This is a genomic window from Chthonomonas sp., assembly GCF_035294165.1.
GTDB lineage: Bacteria > Armatimonadota > Chthonomonadetes > Chthonomonadales > Chthonomonadaceae > Chthonomonas.
In genome coordinates, this window is the sequence record NZ_DATGLN010000045.1 from 1 (window position 1) to 12,425 (window position 12,425).

The 12,425-nt window shown below is 57.2% G+C and carries 13 protein-coding genes; 6 read left to right on the forward strand and 7 right to left on the reverse strand.

What is annotated here, in order from left to right; translation table 11 throughout:
* The first annotated feature begins 82 nt into the window (after nucleotides 1–82).
* Complete coding sequence (locus tag VKV29_RS01685; RefSeq protein ID WP_324199560.1) at nucleotides 83–793, forward strand: RHS repeat-associated core domain-containing protein; 711 nt, start codon at nucleotides 83–85, stop codon at nucleotides 791–793.
* Complete coding sequence (locus VKV29_RS01690; protein WP_324199561.1) at nucleotides 794–1,264, forward strand: hypothetical protein; 471 nt, start codon at nucleotides 794–796, stop codon at nucleotides 1,262–1,264.
* Between the two features lie 136 nt (nucleotides 1,265–1,400).
* On the opposite strand, the gene VKV29_RS01695 is transcribed toward VKV29_RS01690, so the two are convergent.
* On the reverse strand, nucleotides 1,401–2,684 hold the full coding sequence (locus VKV29_RS01695; RefSeq protein ID WP_324199562.1) for a mandelate racemase/muconate lactonizing enzyme family protein: 1,284 nt from the start codon (nucleotides 2,682–2,684) through the stop codon (nucleotides 1,401–1,403).
* Nucleotides 2,685–3,455: 771 nt separating this feature from the next.
* On the opposite strand from VKV29_RS01695, the gene VKV29_RS01700 reads away from it, so the two are divergent.
* Nucleotides 3,456–4,454, forward strand: coding sequence for a sugar phosphate isomerase/epimerase family protein (locus VKV29_RS01700; RefSeq protein WP_324199563.1), 999 nt, complete (start codon nucleotides 3,456–3,458; stop codon nucleotides 4,452–4,454).
* Between the two features lie 126 nt (nucleotides 4,455–4,580).
* Nucleotides 4,581–4,799, forward strand: a complete 219-nt coding sequence (locus tag VKV29_RS01705) for a hypothetical protein (RefSeq protein WP_324199564.1) — start codon at nucleotides 4,581–4,583, stop codon at nucleotides 4,797–4,799.
* Here the strand turns inward: VKV29_RS01705 and VKV29_RS01710 are convergent.
* From VKV29_RS01710 to VKV29_RS01730, 5 genes are read right to left on the reverse strand one after another with little or no spacing between them, the layout of a single operon-like run.
* Entirely contained in the window at nucleotides 4,788–5,357 is a 570-nt protein-coding gene (locus VKV29_RS01710; protein ID WP_324199565.1) for a hypothetical protein, read from the reverse strand. The genes VKV29_RS01705 and VKV29_RS01710 overlap by 12 nt on opposite strands.
* A 9-nt stretch (nucleotides 5,358–5,366) precedes the next feature.
* Nucleotides 5,367–6,482: an iron ABC transporter permease gene (locus VKV29_RS01715; protein ID WP_324199566.1), complete on the reverse strand. Its 1,116-nt coding sequence runs from the start codon at nucleotides 6,480–6,482 to the stop codon at nucleotides 5,367–5,369.
* A complete protein-coding gene (locus tag VKV29_RS01720; RefSeq protein ID WP_324199567.1) occupies nucleotides 6,483–7,439 on the reverse strand; it encodes an ABC transporter substrate-binding protein in 957 nt (318 codons plus the stop codon).
* Nucleotides 7,439–8,212, reverse strand: a complete 774-nt coding sequence (locus VKV29_RS01725) for a pseudouridine synthase (RefSeq protein ID WP_324199568.1) — start codon at nucleotides 8,210–8,212, stop codon at nucleotides 7,439–7,441. The genes VKV29_RS01720 and VKV29_RS01725 overlap by 1 nt, the downstream gene beginning before the upstream one ends.
* Nucleotides 8,151–9,479: a D-alanyl-D-alanine carboxypeptidase family protein gene (locus tag VKV29_RS01730; protein ID WP_324199572.1), complete on the reverse strand. Its 1,329-nt coding sequence runs from the start codon at nucleotides 9,477–9,479 to the stop codon at nucleotides 8,151–8,153. Before VKV29_RS01730 ends, VKV29_RS01725 begins: the two co-directional genes overlap by 62 nt.
* Nucleotides 9,480–9,811: 332 nt before the next feature.
* Here VKV29_RS01730 and VKV29_RS01735 point away from each other — a divergent pair, with 332 nt between their 5' ends.
* On the forward strand, nucleotides 9,812–10,555 hold the full coding sequence (locus tag VKV29_RS01735; protein ID WP_324199569.1) for a prepilin-type N-terminal cleavage/methylation domain-containing protein: 744 nt from the start codon (nucleotides 9,812–9,814) through the stop codon (nucleotides 10,553–10,555).
* A 17-nt stretch (nucleotides 10,556–10,572) separates the two neighbouring features.
* Nucleotides 10,573–10,836 (forward strand): hypothetical protein, encoded by a 264-nt coding sequence (locus VKV29_RS01740; protein WP_324199570.1) that lies wholly within the window; start codon nucleotides 10,573–10,575, stop codon nucleotides 10,834–10,836.
* A gap of 691 nt (nucleotides 10,837–11,527) precedes the next feature.
* On the opposite strand, the gene VKV29_RS01745 is transcribed toward VKV29_RS01740, so the two are convergent.
* Nucleotides 11,528–11,845 (reverse strand): hypothetical protein, encoded by a 318-nt coding sequence (locus VKV29_RS01745; protein ID WP_324199571.1) that lies wholly within the window; start codon nucleotides 11,843–11,845, stop codon nucleotides 11,528–11,530.
* Nucleotides 11,846–12,425: the final 580 nt, after the last annotated feature.

Genomic DNA, 12,425 nt, shown 5'->3' on the forward strand with positions numbered 1-12,425 from the left:
TCGGAGCTGTTGTGTGCCTATGGAGAGGCAGAGTCGCAGGGAGAGCCGTAGGGGAGCAAGCACCGATTGGGGTTTTTGCCAAATGAGCCGGATAGCGGAGATAGGTTGGAATATTATAGCAGCCAGGAAGTACGATGTGTATGGTTTGGTGCGGAGTGGTCAGTCAGGGAGCAGCAGCCAGAAGTATATGGGGAGTTTAGGCCATGAGAGCGAAGGGAACACGGGTTTGATTTATATGAGGGCGCGTTACATGGACCCTGTGCTGGGCAGGTTTCTCAGTGAAGACCCTGGAAGGGATGGAGCGAACTGGTTCGTGTATTGTGATAGTAACTCCATAAACTTACAAGACCGAAGCGGCAAAGACGCTGCTACGAATTGGCTCACAGTAGGGTGGATGCTCGCCATTGCCTCCTGGATAGTAGCAGTTTATGGATTTTTATGGGGGGCTGCAAACATTGAGCTGCCTGAAGACAGTGAGCCCGAAGTCAGTGATCCTTTGATCGTTGAAATGCCAATACAGGCTGTAAATGCGGTTCAAATTTTAGCGTTGCTTGCAGTTGCGGCGTTTAACGTTGCTTTCTTAGGTCTCCCAAGCAGTATGGGTTGGAAAGCAATACAGCTAGATGTGGTTTCAGGGTTAGTTAACATTTTTGTAAGTAGCGCTGAGAAATATGGGATTACATTAACAATACTAGGACCAGCTAGCGTTGCAGTGGGAAGTGCTTATGTTTATGGGCTTGCTACTATAGGTGCCCTAGCTGCCTGTGATGATGCCTTCATGGAGGGGGTCTGAATGCTAACACGAGAATATATAACTTTCTGCTCTCTTTGCGCCCTTTCTTCCTTCATCATCTGTTGGACGAGGGGATACAAAAACCTGCCTGAGAGGAAGAAGCCGATTGTTAATCTACTTTTACTTGCTCTCGCACTGATCTTGACCTATGTGCTGTATTCCAAAAATCCCGCCGTTGTTGGAGCTTCTCAAGCTCCGACATTGCTAGGGATATTGGTAGCAAATGATTGGCATCAAATACTTTCTGAGAAGAAGCATCGAGTATGGCAGAGGAAGAATGCAGCTCGTAACAATCTATTATCACCAGCATCGCCACCTCTTGATAGTCGTCAATGCTTACTCCGTTCAGCCTGTTGGATTGATCCTTCCTCCCTTCTGCGGCCTTTCAAGCCTGGCGTATCGGCCTCCAAAAAAAAGGATAAGATGTCTGCGCCGGAGTGTATTGAGAACTACATAAGTGAAGACAAATGAAATGCGAAATCTATGCGTGTGCGGACAAAAAAACGCTAACATGTTGGTAGGCCGGAATGGGAGCGGTTACGTTAACGATTTAGACGGGAAAACGCTTTGCGGCCGGATGAGAACACGGCGCATACATGCGCGCTGCCTAGGCCATGTGTGCATCTTCCTTCGTGCGTATCGGCCCCCGCTGTAAGCGCTGGAACAGCTCCGCCCACTCTTTCGAGCCGTCGTCGGCCAGTGTCTCCATACGCACGCCGCGCTCCTGAACAGGCTGGTTGCCGGCCAAAAAATCGTCCCAACACTGCTGCATGTCCCGATACCACATTGCAAATCCCTGAGGCCACACCACCTGCAAAAGAAGCCGTGGACGCGGAAGAGCATGGGGTGGACGCATCCGATAGCGTGTCAGGGCCTCCTCATCTACCTCAACCCCCAGCCCGGGCCCCTCCGGCACGCGTGCATAACCGCCCACAATCTCAAGAGCGTTTTGCAGTAGATCGTCCGCAAAGTTATTGAGGCAGTTCACCGCCGGCCATACCGCCCGCTTTAACACAGCCCCTAAGTGCAGCGAAAGCGCCGTGGTGAGACCGGTGCCCACCATCTGCAACCAAAACGGCATCTCGAAGGCGTCGGCTAGGGCAGCCTGGCGCAGAATGGAGGCGATGCCTCCACTTACCACGAAGCCGTCGCACACGCCACAACGTGCGACGGTGGGAAAGGGCGGCTCGCCGAAATGGAGGGCGATAGGCCGCGTGGTCAGCGTGCGTAAATGCCGATTGCCCTCCACGTCGCGCTGGAAAATGGGCGATTCGTAGATGGCTACGCGCCCATAACGGTCGAGTTGAGAGAGCACCGGCCCTGCGTTGCCGGCGGTAAGTAGCATCTGATTCCAGTCCAAATCGAGCTTGAAACTGGGGGGAGTAACGCGACTTATGGCCTCGACCTGGGCGTAGATGTCCCACCAAGGCCTTGCCTTAATTTTGTAGGAGGTGTAACCGTGCGCCACGGCCTCTTTCGCCTCCTCGGCCAGAGCCTCCGGCGACATGTCAATATTCCACCAGCTTATGGGGCACCAATCCCGAACCTTCGGTAGGTTCAGTAGCCGATAGAGAGGCACCTCTAAGGCCTTCCCCACCACATCGTAAAGAGCCATCTGCAGTCCGGCCCCAAGCCTATCGTCGCCCAAAAGCTCCGCCGGGTTGCGGCCGATTACGCCCTGAACGGCCTCTTCCGATACGCGCCCCCACGTGTAGTGCAGCAGCGTCTCCCCGAAACCTACCAACCCGCGCACGTTGGTGGTTACACGAATGACCTCGCTAATGCCCCATTGCCAAACCTCCCGCTGGTTCCAAACCTGGCACCGCGGGGTGAACGGCACGTGAACTACAATCCGTTCAACCGTCTTTACCTTCAGGCCGGATAGTCGCATCGGCGCTTCCCCTCAAAGTATGTCCGTGGTCTACAACATAGTACGACAGAACCCATCTAAAAACCTTTATGACACTCCGCCTGGTCTAAAGCCCGGCGGCTTCTCGCTGTAGGGCGGGCATAAGGCCTATCCCTACGCTGCAACTAGCGTCTGAAATGGGTAGGCACAAGGCCTACCCCTACAGCCTACCGTGTGCGTGAAACCGGCCTTGAGGGGAAGGGTAGGGGTGGGGCTGTAGAAACTGCTGGCTTCGCGGCTCTAGAGCCAACTCGTGGAGTAAGCCAGCTTTGCTCGCCCCCTATCCCAGCCTTTCCCCCGATTCGGGAGGTGCTAGCGCACGGCGAAGCAGCGGCCTGAGAGATAGGAGCTTAAGAGAATAAAACAGGCCGCTGAGGTGCCCCTCGGCCCAATGAGGAGAGGGGAAGAGCGCGTTCTTTGAAGGGGAAGGGTCTCGACACCCCATGTCACCTCGAAGCGAAGCGGAGAGGTCTTCGCATTTCATTCTCGCTGAGGTAAAAGGCGCTGAGGGGAAGGGCGCCCTACCCCAGAAAATCGCAAGATTTTCTGGGGACCCCTGTATCGGCCTTGACGAAACGAGAATCGAGCCTGTCTCAGCGGCATGGGTGGGAAACAGACACCTGTGCTCCTAGAAAGGAGGAGGCTTCTCTGCCCCGCCTAAAGGTTGAGGGCCTCAGGCCGCAAATTTATGAAGAGGCAGGAACCGACGGCTAGGGTGTCCAAATATGTCGAGGAATTTTTGTAGGAGGAGCTATGGGCGATCATCTGAATGTGGTTGTGGAAATCGGAATTAACGGAGCGTTTTTAACCCGCCGCTGGGAGGAGCCGGAGAACTGGATGCGGCTTACACGAGAGTGTGGTTTCGCCGCCCACTCCTTTTGTGCCGATGTTATAGACCCCTTTTTCTCGGGCGACCGGCAGTTTCAGCTAGATCGGGCCCAGGCGGCGCGAGAGGCTGCCGCGCGTTACGGAGTCACCATCTGCGACCTCTATACGGGCGTGGCGACACACCGTTTTCACGGCCTCTCTCACAGCGACCCTCGCCCCCGCCGGCGCATGAAGGAGTGGATAGAGGCCGCCGCCGAGATCGCGGTTACATTGGGAACCGATCTGCTAGGAGGCCACTGGGATGCCTTCTCCTGCGAGGTGCTGGCCGACCCAAGGCGCACGCAAGAGGCCACGGCCCGACTGCATCAAACGTTTCGTGAGTTAGCCCAACAGCTGCGCTCTAGCGGCCTGCGCGCGCTGATGCAGGAGCAGATGTACATTCCCAGCGAAAAGCCGTGGACGCTGGAGGAGGGGGAACGTTTTCTTATCGAGGTCAATCGCGATAGGGGCGATGCCCTGCCCGTGCTGCTCACCCTAGACGTAGGCCATCAGGCGGGCATGCACTACGGCCTTTCCGGCCCTGACCTCGATTATACCGAATGGATACGTCGGTTCGGCGCAACCTGTGCCGTCATCCATCTGCAGCAAACCACCCCCGACGCCTCGCATCACTGGCCCTTTACGGAGGAGTACAATCGGCGCGGCCACATTCGCATGGAAAAGGTGCTGGAGGCCCTGAGACAGAGTCATGCCGAATACGAGCAAAATCCGCTGGCCCAAGTGCTTCCGAGGGCGACCAAACAGTGGCTTGTGGCCGAGATCATCCCCGGCTCCACAAAAACGGAGGCACAGCTGCTGAAGGAGTTGGAGGAGACCGCACGATTTCTGCGTGGCTACGTTCCCGAAGGAGGCCTGATGCTGTAAAATTTTTCACACTACGAAACAATTTTGGAGCGCTTTCGTCTATGCAGTTAAGAAACGAGCAAAATGTGGAACAACAGAGGTTGAATCTGCTGTTGTGGTTAGTACTGAAGGATGTTGAGGTAAGGAATGGAACAGGAAGAGAAAGCGCTCTATTTAACCGAAGAAGAGGCCTTGGGGCTGCTGGAGTTGGCGCTGACAAGCGCGACAGAGATAAATGCGGAGCAACGCAGCGCCCTCATGAAACTCACGGCCTTTTGCAGAGAAGTGTGGAGTCGTAATGCAACACGCGACGGCAAACAGCAGCGGGAGGAGGAGCCGTGTTCGCCCTGCGGCTCACCCTCCTGATGCCTCCTCTTTGGCCTGCGTTGGTTCTGTCGTCGCCAGCCGTTGTGCATAGCGGCTTTTAGGCCGATAGCGCCGAATCCACTCCGCAATCTGTTTCGCCCGCTCCTCCTCTCCCAAATGCCGATAGGCCAATAACAGCCGATAGTGTATCTCCCCATCCCTATCAAAACCCATGTTGCCAAAGCGATGAAAGTACTCCAGCACGGCGGCTGCATCGGCGTAGCGCTTCTGCGCTAAGCGACGAAACCCCAGTTCTCTAAGCTCCACAAACAGCTTCTCAAGCCAATAGCGCGAGATGAACGAAAGCGCAAACACAATGGCTATGTAGAAATAGAACAGGTTGTAGCTGCGAAAATGCGGCGCCGCCAGCGAAAAGGCGATGGAAAGAAGCAGCACCAGAAGCAGCAGAGCACCTAGGCGCTTCCAATAGCCCTTGAACAGCTTGTCGGCCTCTTTCAGCGTCTCGGCAGTAGGCGTTTTTACCCCGGGGCGATTGTCCTGCGCCGAAGGCGTTGCCGTATTTTTGTGCTTGCGCCCTTTCGAACGTAGCCTGGCCATCCTCTCCTCCTAAAAGCGTTCCCGTAACTGCTTACGTAGCAAAACAAAGAAGAGTGGCACGCCGAATAGCGAGGTGACCACCCCCACCTGAATATCGAACAGATAGACGCGAGCAAGCCAATCGGAGAGCACCAAAAGCAGCGCGCCCAGCAACATGGCCGTTGGCAGTAGGTGCCGATGACGCGGCCCAACCAACTGCCGCGCGGCATGAGGCGTCACAAAGCCGATAAAGGCGATGATGCCTGCCGTGGCTACTGCCGCTGCGGTAACAAGCGCGCCCGCCACGATGATCGTCCATTTCAAGCGCTCGGTGTGTACCCCCAGGTGCGCTGCCGTCTCCTCTCCAAAAGTGAGCAGATCAAGCTGTGGTGCCATCCGCCACAAAAGAAACGTTCCAAGAACACCGAAAGGCAGCAGCAGACCGAGCCTTTGCCAATCTACGCTCTCCAAGCTTCCGAAGAGGGTTGCCATAATGCGCGCCTCTTTGTCCGCACCGGCCTGCATTCCCAAGGTAACGATGAGCGGTATCAACGACCAGCAGAAGGTACCGACGATCACCCCCGCCAGCAGCAGCGTTTGCGGAGAGATGCGCCCCCCCACCCGTGCGATGAACAGCACGAACCCCACGGCCAGCACGCCGCTTGCGAAGGCCGCCACCATTTGGGCGTAGCCCCCTAGCCAGGCCGTTCCCCCTAGAATGACAATGAGCAGGGCGCCTAAGGCCGACCCAGAGGCGATCCCCACCGTGTAGGGATCGGCCAGAGGGTTCATAAGCAGGCTCTGAAACGCCACGCCGACGGCGGCTAACAGCATGCCCACCAACGCACCGGCCAACGCGCGGGGAAGGCGCTCCTGCCACACGATGACATCGGCATAGGGCACAGAGGCGACTTTAGGCACCACAGGATGGAGGAAAGGAATATGGCGTAAGAGCGTCTGCGCCACGACCGACGGGGTCACCACACGCGCCACATCGGAAGGCCCCATCCAGATGTCAAGCAGCAGCGCCCCAAGCAGCAACAGCGCGATCAACAGCAGGAACAGCAGGGTGCGCCTCCATCGCCTATCCTCGATGAACGGCTTGCCTGGCCTAAAACGCTCTACGGTTTCCTGCACTTGTGCCATTTAAGGCGCCGTCCTCGCGAGGGTGGAACGGGCGAAGCGAGCCATCTCATGGGGATGCAGGTAGCGCGCCAAAGCCACAACGGCGTCCGCCATGCGGGGGCCGGGACGTTCCAGCGTGTCGACCGCGGTGAAGAAACGGTTGTTGCGCACCGCCGGCACCGCCTGCGCCCATCCGGGGAGGCGGCGTATCGCGGGCACGAGTTCAGGGGCACACAAGATCACCTCCGGCTGAAGCGCAACGGCCTCCTCCGGGGAAATAACGTTGCCGGGAGGGGGTTTGGTCACCACATTAACCCCGCCCGCGATGGTGATGAGGTCGTTGATGAACGAGTTAGGGCCTGTGGTGTAGAGCGGATTAGTTCCGTAGAGGATGAGGACACGCGGCTTGTGCGGCGCCTTCGCCACCGCCTTGCGAACCGCATTGAGCTGGGCCTGAAGCGAGTTAACCAAGGCTTGAGCCTGCTTGAGGGTGCCGGTAGCCTTCCCAATGATCAGAATGGAGTTCATGACGGCTCCCACGCTGCTTACGTCTAAGGTGAGCTGAGGGACGCCCGCCTTTTGCAGCGGTGCGATAAGGCTGTGATTTAGGTCTTTAAGGTCAAGCACCAGATCCGGGTTTTGTGCTAAAATCGGCTCGATGTCGCTGCTGAGGGCGTTGAAGTGGGGCTTTTTCTTCGCATCCGGCGGGTAGTCACAAGCTGTGGTATCGAGCACAAGACGGTTTTGCAGTCCGAGTTTGTAAAGAATTTCGGTGATGCTGGGCGCGCAAGAGACGATGCGCTGCGGATAGCGTGTTAGTGTCAGGTGATGTCCTGCCGCATCTACCACGCTGGCTATTGTGCCCGCGGACGGCTGCGGGGCGGTGGCAGCTCGGTTTGCAGAGGGCGATTTGCTGCAACCTGTTCCCATGCCCCAGATCAGCCCTACAACCAAAACAGCCAGTGCCAATCTTTTCATTAGCGTCTCTTCTTATAGGTGGGTAGGAGTTGTTGTTCAACAAAAGCACGAAGGGCGGCAAGTTCATCCGGACGAAGTTTGCGCCAGGTGCCCGGAGCTAGACCTTTAAGGCGCAGATTCCCGAAGCCGATGCGGGTAAGCTGGCGAACCGGGTGCCCCACGGCCTCCATCATGCGCCGTACCTGGCGGTTACGCCCCTCCCGAATGGTGATGTCTAAAATGGTGGATTGTGTGCCCTTATCGTAATCCACAAAGCGCACCTCTGCCGGTGCCGTTAGGCCGTCCTCTAGCAATACGCCCTCTGCCAGATGGCGGGCGGCCTCCGGTCCCACAAACCCCTTGGCCACGACGCGATAGGTTTTAGGAATTTCGAAGCGCGGATGGGTTAGTTTATAGGCCAAATCGCCGTCGTTGGTTAACAACAACAGGCCGGAGCTGTTGATGTCGAGCCGACCGACCGGATAGACGCGGGCAGGTAGCGGCCCCACGATATCGAGCACCGTGGGGCGACCTTGGGGGTCTTGCACGGTGCTTACCACCCCAACGGGCTTATTTAGCATAAGGTAGAGAAGCGGTTGTGGGCTTTCCAGGGCGATGCGCTCTCCGTCCACGGTAACCACATCGCTTGAGGGGTCAATAAGCTGCCCTGGTTCTGTTACAACCCGGCCGTTTACGGCTACACGCCCCTGCTTTATCAGCTCGGCACTGGCTCTACGAGAGGCGACTCCAGCGGCGGCGAGCGCCTTTTGCAGACGCACCGATTCCTGCGACATAACGAAAGGATACCAGACAAAGGGCCAAAATGGCGGCATCCCGAAGCAGAGGCGGCCAGATCGAGGAGGGCGCCTTCGTAAGCTCCTTCACGGCCACACCATCGCCTAACTCGGCCACAAGGGGCACCTGCACCACAGGAACCCCGTTAACCAGCCCGATGGCCTCTCCTACCTTTTCGCCGGGTTGCACCGGAGCCGAAATCGGGCTGAGACGCATCTGCACCCCCAAGGAGGCACGGGCTTTCTTCGGCAGCACCACCTCCAACTTATCTGCTGTGCGCACGGGAATGCGAGGTGCGACGCCGTGCACTACAGAGCAGACTCCCACCGGTTGGCCGGCCGCTTCGAGCACATGAGGCTCGAAATTGTGAAACCCGTAGTTCATGAGCGCCTCGGTATCTTTAACGAAATGAGGGCAGTTTAACACTACGGAGATCAGCTCCCAGCCGTTTCGCGTATCGGAGCCGACAAAGCAGTGGCCGGCCGGCACCGTCCAACCGGTTTTAATGCCGTCGGCACCTGGAAAGTGGCCTACGAAGTGGGTGTGGTTTTGCATTACCACGTCGTGCTTGTCTATGGAGCGTTGAATAACCGCTTTGGTCAGCCCCACCACCTCGCGAATGCGTGGCACCTGCATGGCAGCGCGTGCAATGGTGGCGAGATCGCGTGCAGTGGTATAGTGGCCTTTTTGGGTAAGCCCATGAGGGTTCATGAAGTGCGTATGTTTGCAGCCTAGCTCTGCCGCCTTCTGGTTCATAAGGGCAACAAAAGCCTCCACGCTCCCCGCAGCCTTTTCTGCAGCGGCCACCGCGCCATCGTTTGCCGAGCGCAGCAGAAGGCCACGCAGCAGATCGTGCGCAGTAAGGCGTTCCCCCACCTTGAGGTGCATGGAGGATTGAGGGGTAGAGGCGGCTCGCTTGCTGGCCACAATGATGGCGTTATCGGGCACGCGCTCGCAGAAGATGAGGGCCGTCATAATTTTGGTGCAGCTGGCCATGGGAAGCTCAAGGTCGGGATTGTGGGCGTAGAGCACTTGGCCATCGGCGGCATCTACGAGGATGGCGGCGCGCGCATGGATGGGGGGCGGTTTGGGGAAATCGGGCAACGGCTTGGGGTCTACCGGCTGGGGCGGCACTAGGGTGGGAGGGACGGGGGAAGATGCCGGAACCAGCCTGGGAGCCGTGGCAATGGACCTCGGCCGCAAGGGAAGATGGGGCGAGGTTCTATGCCAAAACTTCCAAGCCAGCAACCCACCTAGAATCGCCACAACCAAGCCGAGAAGCCACCAAGGGCGACGCAACTTCGGCGGTGACGGTAACGGATGCCCGGGACGATAGAGCGCTCTTATGTTTCTCCTCCTGCGATGCCTAAAAAATCGGCAGATAGGGCGTCAGAGGTGGAGCTATTTTAGCAGGTTTTTGGAGAGAGTGCAAGCGGGGCCGCGGGATAGGAGCGGTGAAGAGAGGAGGATTTTCACAAAGTGTGGTAGAATGTAAGTAGTGGGTTAATACAGCACAAGTTTTCTGCCGACCCATTTTTTTAAAAACCGTTTGCTAAACATGTTTAGCAAAGCCAATTTCCGCAAAGGAGCTAAAAGTTATGGACCACGCTAGCACAAAACAAAAGGGCTTTACGCTCATCGAGTTGCTTGTAGTTATCGCTATAATAGCGATACTTGCGGCCATTCTCTTCCCTGTTTTCGCCCAAGCGCGTGAGAAGGCGAGAGCCGTCTCTTGCCTCTCGAACGAGAAGCAGATTATGCTTGGGGAGCTGATGTATACGCAGGACTACGATGGCGTGCACAGTTGGACTTGGGGCTGGTGGCCCACCTGGGTGCCCTGGCATCAGCAGATCGACCCCTACATCAAAAACAAGCAGATATGGCACTGCCCAGACGATGCTTGGAATCGTGGGCAGGACGCGGCCAACCCCAAACAGCCTGCCATTCCGGTGACCTACAGCCAAAACTTTATGTGGCCTCTGAACGGCTGGGGGTGGAGCTCAAGCTCTCCTAGCTACGAGATGTCTCCGGCCAGCGCACCCGATTCAAGCATCACCAACCCGGCGACCACCATCTTTGTAGCAGAGCGCCCCAACTGGTACCACCAATGGAGCGAAGGGTGGGCTACCGAGGTTTTCTGGAACTATGGTGAGTTCAACATGCAGGGGGGCGGTGCCACCATCCATAGCCAGGGCAGCAACTACGCCATGTGCGATGGCCACGTAAAATGGATGCGCGAAGATGCCACACGTCAACCTATCGGCATTCAGGTTACCAACCCGGACCCCGTGCTGGTGCAGTCGGGCGTTTGGCCCAACGGCATGTGGGACAAACGTCAGTAGTTTAGGAGGATACCCCCGTGCAAAAAGAGGTCAATCCGGTGCTCGTAATCGCGGTAGTGGTGGTTCTTGTGGTGGGCATCGTGGGGGCGCTGGTCTATTTCACCAGCCCCCACACTCCACCGGGAGTAAAGTACACGCCGGGCGTGCCGCCCTGGAAGAACGGGCAACCCTATCAGCCATGGCAGGGCATTAAGCAACAGGGGCAGCCTGCCGGCCCCTTGAGCGCCCCGGCAACGCCGTCTCCTGCGGCCCCTGGAGTGGCACCACCGACAGGCCACTAGTCTTTGGAGGTTAATGCGGGAAGCAAGCTTCCCGCATTATTTAATTTGGTATGTCTTGCCGGTTGGCTCTAGCACCGATTTTCATGGTGGGCGGGTAACCCCAGGGCCGACGCCCTCCCCCTCAGCGCCTTTTCCCTCAAGGGTACCCTCGGCAACCATCACCATGAACCAACCAGCCCGTAGGGGCAGGCCTTATACCTGCCCAATAAAACACGGCAATCACAAGGGGGTAAACACTAATAACAGGATAACCACAGGGGTACCTCCATAGCCTCTCCCCCTGACAGGGGGAGAGGCACCTCGCGGTGGGCGTCCTCGCGGACGGCGCCTCAGCGGCCTGTGTCGTTTCCTTCATCGCCTATCTCGCTGGCCGCTGCATCGCCGTGCGCTAGCACCTCCCGAATCGGGGGAAAGGATGGGATAGGGGGCGAGCAAAGCCGGATTACTCCACGAGTTGGCTCTAGAACCCGAAGCAATTGGCAATACCCACCCCCATCCCCTCCCTCTACAGGGAGAGGGGCACCTCAGCGGCCTGTTTTATTCTCTTCATCGCCTATCTCTCAGGCCGCTGCATGGCTGTTTGCTAAGACCGCTGCGCTGCCGTCTGCAAGACGGATAGATAGGGGGCGAACAAGATAGGCTTGCGCCTCCGGTTGGCTTTAGAGCCGCACGATGAGACGGAGAGCAGTCTTTAAGAGTGTCGCCAAAAGGTTAAGACAAGCCCACCCAATACGATAAGGCTCCCGCCCACAAGCGTCGCGGGCTTCAGCCGTTCCTGGAAAAACCAAAACGCAACAAACTGAGAAACCACAAAGAAAACGGCAATGTAGACCCCAAGAAGGCGGCCGAAGTCCCATCGTGGCAGGTTCACGCAAAGGCCGTAAAGCGCAAGCACAAGCGCTCCGAGAGCCACGCTCGGCCATCGTGCTTGCTTCAGCCCATGACGCACCAACGCATCGCCTCCTACCTCTAACCATGCCGCAAGAATGAGAAAGAAAACTACGTTCACGGTACTCTTTGCCTTTTCGATAGGATAGGTCTATTTTGTCACAGCGAAGATGCGTTTTCGTTTTTCATATCAAACAGGTCGGCATCTCCCCTCGAAGGGCATGTCGCCCTGTTGAGAGGGCTATGGGTAGTTGACAGACGTGTAAAATGTATGCTACACTGTAGCCGTCTCGAAAAAATGCGTGTTGATCGGGAACATCAACACGCGGTGAAGCGTTAGATATAAGTGAAAATCGAACGCTTCCGGGTGTTTACCGAAGTCCTCACTTCCGGTCGAAGGGTAGCGTAAGCCATAGGAAATGACCATCCGCGCTGAGGCGGTCTTGGGAAAGAAGCAGGATACAAAGGATACTCTTCTGGAACAGGTCGCCTAGCATTAGGGTGCACCGTTTCGGGCTGGCGTTGCTGCCTTCGTTCGGTGGAGGAGTTCGGGAACCAAGGGAGCGCGTTCTCTCTGATGTCGAGAGGCGCGCTCTTCGTGTGCCAAAACCAAACTCAAAACTTCCACTAAGGAGGCAAAAGATGCGAAAGGTATTGCCCTACCTAGGCACCTCTCTCGCGCTGCTTGCCGCCGCCTGGGC

Coding starts and splice junctions, on each gene's coding strand:
- VKV29_RS01685 (WP_324199560.1), top strand. CDS start 83: ATGAGCCGGATAGCGGAGATAGGTTGGAATATTATAGCAGCCAGGAAG.
- VKV29_RS01690 (WP_324199561.1), top strand. CDS start 794: ATGCTAACACGAGAATATATAACTTTCTGCTCTCTTTGCGCCCTTTCT.
- VKV29_RS01695 (WP_324199562.1), bottom strand. CDS start 2,684: ATGCGACTATCCGGCCTGAAGGTAAAGACGGTTGAACGGATTGTAGTT.
- VKV29_RS01700 (WP_324199563.1), top strand. CDS start 3,456: ATGGGCGATCATCTGAATGTGGTTGTGGAAATCGGAATTAACGGAGCG.
- VKV29_RS01705 (WP_324199564.1), top strand. CDS start 4,581: ATGGAACAGGAAGAGAAAGCGCTCTATTTAACCGAAGAAGAGGCCTTG.
- VKV29_RS01710 (WP_324199565.1), bottom strand. CDS start 5,357: ATGGCCAGGCTACGTTCGAAAGGGCGCAAGCACAAAAATACGGCAACG.
- VKV29_RS01715 (WP_324199566.1), bottom strand. CDS start 6,482: ATGGCACAAGTGCAGGAAACCGTAGAGCGTTTTAGGCCAGGCAAGCCG.
- VKV29_RS01720 (WP_324199567.1), bottom strand. CDS start 7,439: ATGAAAAGATTGGCACTGGCTGTTTTGGTTGTAGGGCTGATCTGGGGC.
- VKV29_RS01725 (WP_324199568.1), bottom strand. CDS start 8,212: ATGTCGCAGGAATCGGTGCGTCTGCAAAAGGCGCTCGCCGCCGCTGGA.
- VKV29_RS01735 (WP_324199569.1), top strand. CDS start 9,812: ATGGACCACGCTAGCACAAAACAAAAGGGCTTTACGCTCATCGAGTTG.